The sequence below is a fragment of the Roseateles aquatilis genome, assembly GCF_002205645.1.
GTDB lineage: Bacteria > Pseudomonadota > Gammaproteobacteria > Burkholderiales > Burkholderiaceae_C > Roseateles > Roseateles aquatilis.
Map to the genome: position 1 here is coordinate 324,782 of NZ_NIOF01000005.1, position 13,039 is coordinate 337,820.

The window sequence follows — 13,039 nt, forward strand, 5'->3', positions numbered from 1 at the left end:
CCCTTATTGAGCCTCGGCGGCCGGGGCGTCGCCCGCGCCGGCGTCGGTGCCGGGTTTCCACACGGTCCCGATGGCGACCGCCTTCAGGCGCTTGCGGCGGCCGTACCAGAGGTTCACCAGCGCGCGCGAGAACATCACCGACGAGATCATCGACGTCACGATGCCCAGGCAGTGCACCACCGCGAAGCCCTTGATCGGGCCGGAGCCGAACGCCAGCAGCGCCAGCCCCGCGATCAGCGTGGTCACGTTGGAGTCCAGGATGGTCGCCCAGGCGCGCTCGTAGCCGACGTGGATCGCCTGTTGCGGCGCCATGCCGGCGCGCAGTTCCTCGCGCACCCGCTCGTTGATCAGCACGTTGGCGTCGATGGCCATGCCCAGCACCAGCGCGATGGCCGCGATGCCCGGCAGGCTCAGCGTGGCCTGCAGCATCGACAGCACCGCCAGCAACAGCAGCAGGTTGAAGCCCAGCGCCACGGCGGAGAACACGCCGAACATCATGTAGTACAGGCACATGAAGATCGCCACGGCGACGAAGCCCCAGGTGACCGACGCGATGCCCTTGTCGATGTTGTCCTTGCCCAGCGACGGGCCGATGGTGCGCTCCTCGATGATCTCCATCGGCGCGGCCAGCGAGCCGGCGCGCAGCAGCAGCGCGGTGTCGCTGGCTTCCTGCGTGGTCATGGCGCCGCCGGTGATCGAGAAGCTGTTGCCCAGTTCGCCGCGGATCACGGGGGCCGTCACGACCTGACCCTTGCCCTTCTCGAACAGGATGATCGCCATGCGCTTGCCGATGTTCTCGCGCGAGACGTCCTTCATGATCCGGGCGCCCTTGGCGTCGACCTTCAGCGTGACGGACGGACTGTGGCTCTCGTCGAAGCCCGGCTGCGCATCGTTCAGGTTGTCGCCGGTCAGCACGACTTGACGCTTGACGATGATGGGCGCGCCGCCCTTCTCGGTGAAGCGCTCGGTGCCGAACGGCACCGGACCGGAACCGGCCAGCGCCGCCTGCGCCTCGGCGCTGTCGTCGGCCATGCGCAGTTCCAGCGTGGCGGTGCGGCCGATGATGTCCTTGGCCTTGGCGGTGTCCTGCACCCCGGGCAACTGGACGACGACGCGGTCACGGCCCTGCTGCAGGATCACCGGCTCGGCGACGCCGAGCTCGTTGACACGGTTGTGCAGCGTGGTGATGTTCTGTTTGATCGCGGCGTCCTGCACCGCGATGATCGCCTTGGGCGTCAGCTCGCCGGACAGGCGCAGCTCGGTGCCGGCGCCTTGGGGCGTCCACGCGACGTCGGGCATCTGGTCGCGCAGCAGGTTCTGGGCCTGCGTGCGGGTCGCCTCGTCGCGGAAGTTCACGACGACGCTATCGCCCTCGCGCGCGATGCCGGCATGGCGGATGTTCTTGTCGCGCAGCAGGGTGCGAATGTCAGCCGACAGCGATTCGGCCTTCTTCGTCAGCGCGGCCTTCATGTCGACCTGCATCAGGAAGTGCACGCCACCGCGCAGGTCCAGGCCCAGGTACATCGGGAAGGCATGCAAGGCGGTCAGCCACTGCGGCGAACGCGAGACCAGGTTCAGCGCGACGATGTAGGTCGGGTCGACCGTCTCGTCGCCGTTGAGCGCCTTGGCGATGGCGTCCTTGGCCTTGATCTGGCTGTCCGTGTCGGCGAAGCGGGCGCGGATCGAGCCCCCTTCGAGGTGCACGAAGTCCGGCGTCACGCCGACCTGTGTGATCGCCTGCTCGACGCGCTGGCGGACGCTGTCGTCCACCTTGACGATGACCTTGGCGCTGGACACCTGCACCGCCGGCGCTTCGCCGAACAGGTTGGGCAGGGTGTAGATCAGGCCGACGAGCAGCGCCACCAGCAGCAGCGCGTACTTCCACAGCGGATAACGGTTCATGAGGAGGTCCTCTGAAAACCAGGCCCCGGGGCGATCGGCCGCCGGCGCCTCTGAAAGCGGACCCGGCCGGTGCGGAGCACGGGCCGGGTCGTCAGGAGGACGCGGCCGCTGTCGCGACCGCGCCCCCAGGGGCATCAAGCGTTACTTGGCGACGGTGCCCTTGGGCAGCACCTGCAGCACCGAGCCGCGCTGGACCTGGATCTCGACGCCCTGGGCGATCTCGACGGTCAGGTAGCTCTCGCCCAGCTTGGTCACCTTGCCGAGCATGCCGCCGGAGGTGATGACCTCGTCGCCCTTGGCGAGCGCCTCGACCAGCGCCTTGTGCTCCTTCTGGCGCTTCATCTGGGGACGGATCATCACGAAATACATGACGACGAACACGGCCACCAGGGGCAGCATTTGCAGGAAGCCGCCGGTCGGGTCGGAGCCACCCGCGGCCTGGGCGTAAGCGTTGGAAATAAACACGTCGATATCCCTCGGGAAAAAGCGTTGGCGCCGGCCGTGGAGCCGGGACGCCGTCGGGCGCTGACGCCCGCGCGAACGGAAGAACCGGCGATTGTATGCGGCTCGTCCGACCCGCCCCCCTCCGCCGGGACGCGGATTTAACTGGGGTTGACCAACGCAAACTCAATCCATAGTGTCCCGGAATATATCGACGCGGACTTTTGCGGAGGAGTCCCATGAAATCATCGCCGGCGCCCGTGGCGCCTGGGGCGGAGTTGTCCGGCGCGTGGCGCCGCGTACGCGCCTGCGTCAAGCCGTGGAAGCGAGCAGGCGCGCGGCTCAGGCCGCCCGTCGCCAACTGCGATGATGCGCGCCCATGACTTCAGACACCCTCGAACTGCAGGACATCGACAAGCGCAGGCAGGCGGACCAGGCCTATGACGCGATCGAGACGCTGATCGCCACGCTGCAGCTGCGGCCGGGCGCGCCGGTGGTGGAATCGGAGCTGATCGCCCGCATCGGGCTGGGCCGCACGCCGACGCGCGAGGCGCTGATGCGGCTGGTGGCCAACGGCCTGATCGCGCAGTTGCCGCGGCGCGGACTGCTGGTCAGCGACATCCTGATCGCCGAGCACCTGGACCTGCTCGAAGCTCGCCGGGTGCTGGAGCGGTTGATCGCCTGCTGCTCGGCGCGCCGGGCGACGCCGGCGCAGCGATCGGCGCTGATGGCCTGCGCGCTGCAGATGGCGGGCGCCGCGGAGCGCCAGGACCTCGAGACCTACATGCGGGTGGACCAGGTGCTGGACCGGGTCAACCACGCGGCCAGCCGCAACCGCTTCGCGGTCGCCGCGGTGCTGCCCATGATCATCCAGTGCCGCCGCTTCTGGTTTGCCTACCGGCACCATGGCGACGTGGCCGAGGGCGCGCGCTGCCACCAGCGCCTGGCCGAGGCCATCGCGGGCGGGGACGGCGAGGCCGCCGCGCGGGCCTCGGACGCCCTGATCGACCATCTGCGCGTGTTCGCCCAACAGGTGATTGAATGAACTTCCTGCCAGCCGTCACCCGGATCATCGATGCCCACGTCGACGGCGCGCCGACGCGCCTGATCGTCAGCGGCGGACCCGAGCTGCGGGGCTCGACGATGGAGTCCCGGCTGGCGGACTTCCAGGCCCGCCACGATCACTGGCGTCGGGCGCTGACGGGCGCGCCGCGCAGCGCGCCCGGGACGCTCGGCGCGTTGCTGACAGACCCGGAGCGCCCCGGCAGCCTGGCGGGCGTGTTGTTCTTCGATGCCGACGGCATCGTGAGCCGCAGCCCGTCCGGCACCGTCGCCGTGGTGGCGTCCCTGGCCCACCTGGGCAAGCTGCGGCCGGGCCCGCTGCAACTGGACACGCCGACCGGTGCGATCGGCGCGCAGTTCGAGCTCGACGGCACAGTCCGCCTCGACGACGAGGCGACGACCGGCCGCGCGCACATCATGTTCGACGGCACCATGGTGACGGAGGCCGACGACCCGTACTGCTGGGGCGGCGCGGCCCCGGCGACACCGGCCACGCCGGCCGCCGACGGCCTCAGCGGAACCTGACGCGGGCGACGTCGATCCGCGTCGTGCCGTCCTTCAGCGGTTTCACCGCCACGACCCGGAAGTTCTTCGGCAACCCGACCTTGTAGAGCTGACCGCCGGGTTCGGGCTTGTCGTCCTCGCAGGTCAACGGGCCGCCGTCCTTGGCCTTGCCGCGCGGGGCCTGCAGATCGCCGCAGTCGAGCAGCGTGCCGTAGCGCGCCAGCGCCTTGCGATAGAAGCGCGCGACGCGATCGGCATCGTCGCCGCTCTGGAACTTGCCCGCCGCCAATTGCATGCCGAACAGTCCGCCCCACAGATCCATCCTGACGCTGGACTTGTCCTCGCCGCGTTCCTTGTACGGCGTGGCGCCGGGATAGAGCGGTACGTCGAGGTTGGCGCCGTCGTCCTTCGCATCGAACGTGACGCCCGCGCTGAACCCCTCGGACGCGGGCGGTGGCGGCGGCGCCGGCTGCGCGCACGCGCCCAGGGCGATCGTGGCGGCGCCCAGCAGCAGGCTCAACCGGGTGGCGGCAGGGAAGGCGGGTTTGGCGACGGGGTGACCGGACATCGTGAGCTCCTGCTGGCGTGGAATGCGGCGGACTCTACGAGGTCGGTGTTCGTTTGCACACCGACACGGCGATGGACTGCGCGGTTGGCGGGACAGTCCGCGCGGATGCCGGAAGAGCGGCACGTCCGGGCGGGCCCGCGCCCTCCGCCGCCTTCCGCGCGGGGTGCCCGTTGGCTGCTCCTCAGCCGCGGCGACGCAAGGTCCACAGCGCCGCGCCGATCAATCCGACACCCAGCATCTGGGACGGGCTGAGCGCGCGCCCGTAGACCAGCCAATCGACGATCACCGCGGCGCCGGGATAGACGAACTGCAGCACCGCGATGCGCCCCGTGCCCAGCCGCGCCATGCCGGCGTAGAGCACGACGTAAGCCAGGCCGGTATGCAGCACACCCAGGCCGGCGAGCCAGGCCCACGACGCGCCGAACGCCGGCAGCCCGTGCAGCATCGGCCAAGGCAGCAGCACCAGCGCGCCGACGACGCACTGCCCGGCCGACAACGCGAAGGAGCCGCAGCGCGCCGCCTCGACCTTGGCGATGAAGGCGGCCGCCGCGTAGCTGAACGACCCGAGCAGGCACATCAGCAAGCCGGTGACGTAACCCGGCTGGCTGTTCCACCAGGCGGCATCATGATCGAGCAGGCCCGTGGCAAGCGCGAGCCCGCCAAGCGCCACCGCCGCGGCCGTCCATTGCGCGCGGGTGACCCGCTCGCGCAACCCGTACGCCCCCATCGCCATCAGCCAGAACGGCTGCACATGGAAGACGACGGTCGACACGGCGATCGAACTGCGCGGGATCGCCGCGAAGAACAGGCCCCAGTTCAGCACCGTCAGCAAGCCGACCGCGAGCACCACGGCCAGCGCGCGGCCGCGCAGTCCGGTCAGTTCGCCGAGCCGGCCGCGCGCCGCGCCCCAGGCCAGCAGCGCCACAAGACCGAAAACGCAGCGGAACCAGACCGTCGTGGCGGGATCCTGGCCGGCCTCCTCGACGAACACGCCGATCGTGCCGAGCAGCAGGCCGCCGCCGATCATCAGCGCCTGGCCTTCGCGACCCCGGGCCACGGCTGAGCGCTGCGCCTGCGCGGTGGAGGCGACCGGCACGGCGGGCGCCAGGGGCGCGGCGGACTGAGGAGAGCTCGACATGCGGCTGAGTGTGGGCCTGGGCATTCCACGAGCAAAGCGAATCCTCGTCACGCTTAGCATCAGGGAATCGAATGACTCTCAACGAGGCCCGGCAGGCCGTGCCGGGGAAGCGCCATGCCGTCGACGGACCTTCAACTGGATTGGCTGCGTGCCTTCGTGGCGGCGGTGGACGAGGGCTCGCTGACGGCGGCCGGCCGGCAGGTGCACCGGTCGCAATCGGCGCTGAGCATGCAGATCGCCAAGCTGGAGCAGGCGGTCGGGCAGCCGGTGCTGGTGCGCACGCCGCGCCGCCTGGACATGACGCCGGCGGGCCACGAGCTGATCGGCCATGCGCGACGCCTGATCGCGCTGCATGACGAGGCGGTGCGGGCGCTGCAGCGCGAGACCCTGCATGGCCGCCTCACCGTCGGCGTGCCGGAGGACTACGCGGTGCCCTACCTCGCGCCGGTGCTGCGCGACTTCGCGGGACGGCATGCGGCGGTGGAGCTCAACCTCGTCTGCCAGCAATCGACGGCGCTGATCCCGCAGGTCGCTCGGGGCGAGGTCGACATCGCCGTCGTCACGCGCGATCGGGCCGGCCGCGGCCGCGCGCTGTTCGAGGAGCCGCTGGCGTGGGCGGCGGCTCCTCGCTTCGAAGCCTGGCGGCAATCGCCACTGCCGGTGGCCGTCTACGAATCGGGCAGTCAGGCGCGCCGCGCCGCGTTGGCGGCGCTGGCCGCGTCGAGGCGCCCTTATCGGATCGTCTGCGACAGCGCCAGCCCCGCCGGCGTGCTGGCCGCGGTGGAGAGCGGCCTGGCGGTGGCGCTGTTCTCGCGCTGCAGCGTGCCCGGCGGCTTCGAGCTGCTCGGCGAACGGCACGGCCTGCCGCCCGCGGCCTCGCTTCCGGTGCTGCAGGTCGTGCTGCTGCGCAGCCGCGCGTCGGCGGGCTCGCCCGCGGCGGACGCGATGCAGGCGCAGGTGCTGCGGACCCTCGCGCGGTAAGTTCATCAATGGATGGCAAGGCATGGCCCCGCGAGGGCGACGGCCCCGTCGACTATGCTGCGCCGATGCTGATTCCCCGCTGGCTGAGGCCGTGCCTCTTCCTCCTGGTGTGCGTGATCGCCGCCGCGACGTCGGCCGGCGCCTGGGCGGCGGAGCCGCTGCGCATCGGCTCGAAGCGCTTCACCGAGAGCTACATCCTGGCGGAGGTGCTGGCCCAGACGGTGCGCGCCGACGACCCTGACGCCGAGGTCGAGGTGCGGCAAGGGCTGGGCAACACGGCGATCGTGCATGCGGCGCTGAAGGCAGGCAGCATCGATGTCTATCCCGAATACATCGGCACCATCGAGCGCGAGATCCTCGGGCACGCCGCCACCGGCGCGCCGCTAGAACAACTGCAGGCCGAACTGCGGCCGTTGGGCCTGGCCATCGGCGTACCGCTCGGTTTCAACAACGGTTATGCGCTGGCGATGCGCGCGGCACAAGCTCGTGAACTGGGCCTCACCTCGCTGTCGCAACTGGTCAGGCACCCGGCCTTGCGGCTCGGGCTCAGCAACGAGTTCCTCGGTCGCGCCGACGGCTGGCCGGGACTGTCGAAGCGGTACGGACTGCCGCAACAACCGAAGGGGTTGGACCACGGCCTGGCCTACCGCGCGCTCGCGGACGGGCAGATCGACGTGACCGACATCTACACGACCGACGCGCAGATCGCGGCGCTCGGGCTCACGGTGCTGGCGGACGACGCGCACTTCTTCCCGCGCTACGACGCGGTGCTGCTGTACCGCGTCGACCTGCCCCGGCGCCATCCTCGCGCCTGGGCGGCGCTGGAGACGCTGAGAGGTCGCATCGGCGAGGCCGAGATGATCGCCATGAACGCGCAGGCCGAGTTGAAGCAGCAGCCGTTCGACGTGATCGCTCGCGAGTTCCTCGCGCGGTCACAGCGAATGGGATCTGCATCCTCTTCGTCTTCGACGGAATCGGCGTCGGCGCCGGCATCCGCGACGCCATCGAACCCGGACACCAGCCCGGCCCCGCGCGCCGGCTTCTGGGCCCGGCTCACCGGATCCGACCTCGGACGCCTGACGCTGCAGCATCTGGGACTGGTACTGGGCGCGGTGGCGCTGGCGGCGCTCTTGGGCGTTCCGCTGGCGGTGGCGATGCATCCGTGGCCGCGATGGCGGGAGGCGCTGCTGGCCGTCTGCGCGCTGCTGCAAACGGTGCCGTCGCTGGCGTTGCTGGCCTTGCTGATCTGGGCGATGAACCGGATCGGGCCCCTGCCGGCGCTGGTCGCGCTGACGCTCTACGCGCTGCTGCCGGTGCTGCGCAACTGCACCGTCGGCCTGAGCGAGGTGCCCGAGGGCCTGACGACGGCGGCGAAAGCCTTGGGCCTCACGCGGGGACAGGTCTTGCGCCTGGTGCAGTTGCCGCTGGCGCTGCCTGTGATGCTCGCGGGGCTGCGCACGGCGACCAGCCTGTCCGTGGGCACGGCGACGATGGCGGCCTTCATCGGCGCGGGCGGCTACGGCGAGCGCATCGTCACCGGCCTGGCGCTGAACGACCAGACGATGCTGCTGGCCGGCGCGCTGCCCGCGGCGGCGCTGGCGCTGGTGCTGGACGGCTTGTTCGGACTGCTCTCGGGATGGATCGCGCGGAGGCGCGGCGGCTGAAGGTCAGTCCGCCGCCTCGGCGCCGAATTCGCGCCCGAGCTCGGCATAGCAGCGTTGCTGCGCCGCCGACCAGTCGCCGAGTTGCGATGGCTGCAGGCCCGGCTGCATCAGCTGCCGCAGCGCGACCGCCTGCGCCTGGCGCACCAACTGGGTGAGCAGCACGGACTCGGCGCCCCGGCCCGGCTGCGGCGCGAGCGCTTCGGCGACCTTGGTCGGGAATCCCCAATGCGCCACGATCTGCGCCGACCACGCGGCGCTGAGCGGCAGCAGTTGACGGTGCAGTCCTTCGCGATCCAGCGGCGGCACCGCCGGCGCGGACATGCCGTCCAGCGCGCGCAGCAGCGCCATCAGCCCGAGTTGCGAGCTCAACCCGGCGAGGTAGGCGGCGAACTCGTCGTCACCGGCGTTGGCCAGGCGCAGCGTCGCGAAGGCCGTGCGCTCGCTGAGGTCCCAGAGCAGCGTGCCTGCGCGGCTGCTGTAGCGGCCCTTGGCCTGGTTGAAGATCGGCCGCATGGCGACGCTCATCACCAGTTGGTTCAGCCCCTGTTGGCCGAGCACCATGACGGCGCCGGCCAGATCGGTGATCTCGCGTTCTGGTCGGTAGCGCGGCGAATTGGCCAGCCGCATCAGCTCGCCGACGAGGCTCGGATCGCGGGAGAGCAGCGTGACCAGATCCGACGACGCCACGTCGTCGCGCCGCACCAGCCGCATCAGTTGCGGCAGCACCGCAGGCAGCCGCGGCAACAGATCGGCCCACTGCGAACCGCGCTGCGCTTGGAGGCGCTGCATCAACGCCTGCTCGCCGGCCGACGGGGGGATGTCCTTCAATCGCGGCAAGCCCAGCAGTTGGGCACTGAACTGCAACCATTCGGCGGACGCATCGAGCGCGGGCAACTCCATCACCGCACCCGGCACGGCGCCGGCGGCCAGCGAAGCCGGGCTTTGGGACGCCGGCACCTGGGACTGCAGCGATGGCCCGGCGTGGGCACTCGACGCCGCCGACGGCGCCCGAAACGCACCGCCCACGCCGGAGGCCGCGCCGGTCGCCTTCGCGTCGGCGGATCCGGACAGCAGTTTGCGCAGGGAGGACAGCAAGGCCATGGTGGGGTCGGCTCGGGTCGGCGGATTATGGTGGGCAAGCGATCGGACTCGCTTGCGCGTCGCTGTCACGCGCCCCCCTGACTCGGGGATTCAGCGCCGTCCGTCACGCCGCTTGCGGCGAGGCACCCCATTTGTGTCGGATCCATGAAGCCCAAAGCTCATGGCGCCCAGCCCAGCCGCCTCACCTCACCTCACCTCACCTCGGGTCGGGTCGGGTCGGGTCGGGTCAAGGTCGGTCGGTCGGTCGGTCGGTCGGTCGGTCGGTCGGTCGGTCGGTCGGTCGGTCGGTCGGTCGGGACGAAGTCTGACGCGGAATCATTGTTCGTCGGCATGTCGAAACGGCGCATGCTGGCTCGTCGTGCGGATGTGACCCACCCAACCATGGAGACTGAGATGAGTTCATCTGTTCAGACCGTGTCCGCCGTTCCTGCCGCCAACGGTGCCACTCCGTATCTGACGGTGCGCAACGCGCCGGAGGCGATCGATTTCTACAAGAAGGTTTTCGGTGCCGAGCAGCAGTTGCGCCTGGATGCGCCGGACGGCGTGATGCATGCGGAGCTGACCGTCGGCGGCGCGAAGTTCATGTTGACCGAGGAGCGCTCGCACTGCGGCGCGCTAAGCCCGCTGAGCCTGAACGGCACGGCAGTGTGCGTGATCGTCTACGTGCCTGACGTCGACGCGACGGTGAAGGCTGCGCAGGCCGCGGGCGCCAAGCTGGAGATGCCGGTGGCGGATCAATTCTGGGGTGACCGCATGGGGCAGATCGCCGATCCGTTCGGCCACAAGTGGATGGTGGCCACGCACAAGGAGGAGGTTTCCGAGCAGCAGCTCAAGGAGCGGCTCGCGAAGATGTTCGCGGAAAACCAAGCTCACTGAACGGCGCCCGGACCTCCCAGTCGCCGAAGACCGAGCCTTATCGGATCACGCCGACCGGGGAGGCCTTTGCGCAAGTATTAGGAGGAATTCGGCAGCCGGCAGGCTGACGAAGGGGGACATGGAGCAAAGGCCTCCCCGGTCGGTGTGATCGTGCTCGGTGGGTGCATGCACGCCAGCACTGGCGCCTGACGCACGAGCACGAGCACGAGCACGAGCAACAGCCCATCACGCCTGCTTCCGACTCGCCCCCAGGTAGGTCTCGATCACGCGCGGATCCTTCGCCAGATCCGCCGCCTTGCCCTCCAGCGCGATCTCACCGGTCTCGAGCACGTAGCCGTAGTCGGCGACTTCCAGCGCCGCCCGGGCGTTCTGCTCGATCAGGAGGATGGAGACGCCGGCCTCGCGCAATTGGGCGACGATGCGGAACACCTCCTTCACGATCAGCGGCGCGAGCCCGAGACTGGGCTCGTCGAGCATCAGCAACTTGGGCCGGGCCATCAACGCGCGACCGACCGCGAGCATTTGCCGCTCGCCGCCCGAGAGCGTGCCGGCCAACTGCGCGCGCCGCTCCTTCAGGCGGGGGAACAGCGCATAGACCCGCTCCAGGTCATCGCGCCAGCCCTTGATCCCCATCCGCATCGGCCTGAAACCGCCGAGCACCAGGTTGTCCTCGACCGACATCGTGGTGAACAGCTCGCGTTTCTCCGGCACCAGCGCGAGACCCTTCATCACGCGGTCCTCGAGCCCGAGCCCGCCGATGTCCTCGCCGTCGAAAAGGATCTGCCCGCGTGCCGGCAGCACCCCCATCAGCGCGTTCAGCGTCGTGCTCTTGCCGGCGCCGTTGGGGCCGATGACGGTCACCACCTCGCCCTCGCGCAACCGCAGGTCCAGGCCCGTCAGCACCTCGGCGCGGCCGTAGCCGGCATGCAGGCCGCTGACCTTCAACAACTCGCTCATGTCAGTGTTCCGTTCCCAGGTAGGCGGCCCGCACCTCGGGACTGGCCTGCACCTCGGCGGGCGTGCCCTCGATCAACTTGGTGCCGAACTCCATGACGACGATGCGGTCCGTCAGGCCCATCACGAAGTCCATGTCGTGCTCGACCAGCAGGATGCTCATGCCCTCCGCGCGCAGCTGGCGCAGCACGTCGGCCAGCGCCTGCTTCTCCTTGTGGCGCAGACCGGCGGCGGGCTCGTCGAGCAGCAGCAGCGACGGGTCGCTGCACAGCGCCCGCGCGATTTCCATCAGGCGCTGCGGGCCGAGCGCGAGGTTGCCCGCCAGCTCGTCCAGATGGTCCTGCATGCCGATGCGGCGCAGTTGCGCCTCGGCCTCGGCGAAGAGCCGGCGCTCCTCCTCGCGGTCGAGCCGCAGCATCGCCCGCGCCGTGCCGCTGCGCGAGCGCAGGTAGCCGCCCAGCGCGACGTTCTCCAGCACCGTCATGTCCGGGATCATCTTCACGTGCTGGAAGGTGCGCGACAGGCCGCGTCGCGCGATCTGGCGCGACGGGAGGCCGGTGACCGGCTCCCCGGCGAAGCTCAGGCGACCGCTCGTCGCGGACAGCACGCCCGAGATCAGGTTGAAGGTCGTGGACTTGCCCGCGCCGTTGGGGCCGATCAGGCCCATGATCTCGCCGGCGCGCAACTCGAAGCTCACGTCGTTCACCGCGACCAGCCCGCCGAACTGCTTGCGCAGCTTGTCGACCTTCAGCAGCACCGAGCCCGCCTGCGGCCTGGCGCGCGCCGGCAGCGCCGCGGCGCCGGCCCAGTCACGCTCGCGCGGGCGCGACGGCCACCAGCGCGTCAGCCCTTGCTGCAACGACGGCCACAGCCCCTTGGGCGCGTACTTCAGCATCAGCACCAGCACGATGCCGAGCACGATGATCTCGAAGTTGCCGTTGCTGCCGAGCAGCCGCGGCAGCAGCTCCTTCAACTGGTCCTCGATGATCTTGAAGACGCCCGCGCCGACGAACGCGCCCCACACGCTGGACACGCCGCCGACGACGGCCATGAACAGGTACTCGATGCCCATCTTCAGCCCGAAGGGGCTGGGGTTCACCGTCCGCTGCACATGCGCGAAGAGCCAGCCGGACATCGACGCCAGCAGCGCCGCGATCAGGAAGACGATGACCTTGTAGCGGAAGGTCGACACGCCCATCGCCTCGGCCATCACCGTCGCGCCGCCCAGCGCGCGGATCGCGCGGCCGGGACGCGAGTCCAGCAGGTTGCGCACGGCGATCGCGCCCAGGATGGCGAACAGCCAGATCAGGTAGTAGATCGAGCGCCCATCGGCCAGGCTGACGCCGAACAGCTCGATCGCCGGCACGCCGAGCAGCCCGTCGTACTTGCCGAGGAACTCCAGGTTGGCGATGGTGAAGTTCAGGCTCAACGCCCAGGCGATCGTGGCCAGCGGCAGGTAATGCCCCGACATGCGCAGCGTGATCAGCGCCAGCACCAGCGCGATGAGCAGCGTGATCGCGAGGCCCGCCGCCAGGCCCATCCACGGCGACAGGCCGTAGCGCGCGCTCAGCAGGGCCGTCGCGTAGGCCCCGACGCCGACGAAGGCGGCCTGGCCGAAGGACGTCAGCCCGCCCACGCCGGTCAGCAGCACCAGGCCCAGCGCGACCAACGCGAACATGCCGATGTAGTTGAGCTGCGTGATCCAGAACTCCGGCACCGGCAGCAGCGGCAGCACGGCGATCAGGACGAGCAGCAGCCCGGGCACGACATGGCGAGACCAGGCGCGGGTCGGTGCCGGCGCGGCGGTGGGCGGCGACGCGACGGCGGTCACGGACGTGGGTTTCATGG

Annotated in this window: 12 protein-coding genes; 5 read left to right on the top strand and 7 right to left on the bottom strand. The window is 70.2% G+C overall.

Features of this window, described 5'->3' with window-relative positions; genetic code table 11:
* Positions 1–3: 3 nt before the first annotated feature.
* Positions 4–1,902 (bottom strand): protein translocase subunit SecD, encoded by a 1,899-nt coding sequence (gene secD / locus CDN99_RS14085; protein ID WP_088385490.1) that lies wholly within the window; start codon positions 1,900–1,902, stop codon positions 4–6.
* A 141-nt stretch (positions 1,903–2,043) separates the two neighbouring features.
* Positions 2,044–2,367, bottom strand: a complete 324-nt coding sequence (gene yajC / locus CDN99_RS14090; protein ID WP_088385491.1) for a preprotein translocase subunit YajC — start codon at positions 2,365–2,367, stop codon at positions 2,044–2,046.
* Between the two features lie 355 nt (positions 2,368–2,722).
* Here yajC and CDN99_RS14095 point away from each other — a divergent pair, with 355 nt between their 5' ends.
* Together CDN99_RS14095 and CDN99_RS14100 are read left to right on the top strand one after the other, a co-directional pair.
* Positions 2,723–3,388 (top strand): GntR family transcriptional regulator, encoded by a 666-nt coding sequence (locus CDN99_RS14095; RefSeq protein WP_088385492.1) that lies wholly within the window; start codon positions 2,723–2,725, stop codon positions 3,386–3,388.
* Entirely contained in the window at positions 3,385–3,930 is a 546-nt protein-coding gene (locus CDN99_RS14100) for a proline racemase family protein (protein WP_088385493.1), read from the top strand. Before CDN99_RS14095 ends, CDN99_RS14100 begins: the two co-directional genes overlap by 4 nt.
* Here the strand turns inward: CDN99_RS14100 and CDN99_RS14105 are convergent.
* A complete protein-coding gene (locus tag CDN99_RS14105) occupies positions 3,917–4,477 on the bottom strand; it encodes a hypothetical protein (RefSeq protein ID WP_088385494.1) in 561 nt (186 codons plus the stop codon). The two genes, CDN99_RS14100 and CDN99_RS14105, sit on opposite strands and share 14 nt — an antisense overlap.
* Before the next feature lie 181 nt (positions 4,478–4,658).
* A complete protein-coding gene (locus CDN99_RS14110; protein WP_088385495.1) occupies positions 4,659–5,615 on the bottom strand; it encodes a DMT family transporter in 957 nt (318 codons plus the stop codon).
* 114 nt (positions 5,616–5,729) lie between these two features.
* Between CDN99_RS14110 and CDN99_RS14115 the strand changes: the two genes are divergently transcribed.
* On the top strand, positions 5,730–6,596 hold the full coding sequence (locus tag CDN99_RS14115; protein WP_088385496.1) for a LysR family transcriptional regulator: 867 nt from the start codon (positions 5,730–5,732) through the stop codon (positions 6,594–6,596).
* Between the two features lie 65 nt (positions 6,597–6,661).
* Positions 6,662–8,260 carry an ABC transporter permease/substrate-binding protein gene (locus CDN99_RS14120; RefSeq protein WP_088385562.1) on the top strand — a complete coding sequence of 533 codons (1,599 nt, stop codon included), beginning with the start codon at positions 6,662–6,664 and terminating at the stop codon, positions 8,258–8,260.
* A gap of 3 nt (positions 8,261–8,263) precedes the next feature.
* Here CDN99_RS14120 and CDN99_RS14125 read toward each other — a convergent pair whose 3' ends face one another.
* A complete protein-coding gene (locus CDN99_RS14125) occupies positions 8,264–9,361 on the bottom strand; it encodes an HDOD domain-containing protein (RefSeq protein ID WP_088385497.1) in 1,098 nt (365 codons plus the stop codon).
* Positions 9,362–9,706: 345 nt separating this feature from the next.
* Between CDN99_RS14125 and CDN99_RS14130 the strand changes: the two genes are divergently transcribed.
* Positions 9,707–10,237 carry a VOC family protein gene (locus CDN99_RS14130; protein ID WP_238139521.1) on the top strand — a complete coding sequence of 177 codons (531 nt, stop codon included), beginning with the start codon at positions 9,707–9,709 and terminating at the stop codon, positions 10,235–10,237.
* Positions 10,238–10,462: 225 nt separating this feature from the next.
* Here CDN99_RS14130 and CDN99_RS14135 read toward each other — a convergent pair whose 3' ends face one another.
* Together CDN99_RS14135 and CDN99_RS14140 are read right to left on the bottom strand one after the other, a co-directional pair.
* Positions 10,463–11,194 carry an ABC transporter ATP-binding protein gene (locus tag CDN99_RS14135; protein WP_088385499.1) on the bottom strand — a complete coding sequence of 244 codons (732 nt, stop codon included), beginning with the start codon at positions 11,192–11,194 and terminating at the stop codon, positions 10,463–10,465.
* Position 11,195: 1 nt separating this feature from the next.
* Positions 11,196–13,037 (bottom strand): branched-chain amino acid ABC transporter ATP-binding protein/permease, encoded by a 1,842-nt coding sequence (locus CDN99_RS14140; RefSeq protein WP_088385563.1) that lies wholly within the window; start codon positions 13,035–13,037, stop codon positions 11,196–11,198.
* Positions 13,038–13,039 lie beyond the last annotated feature (2 nt).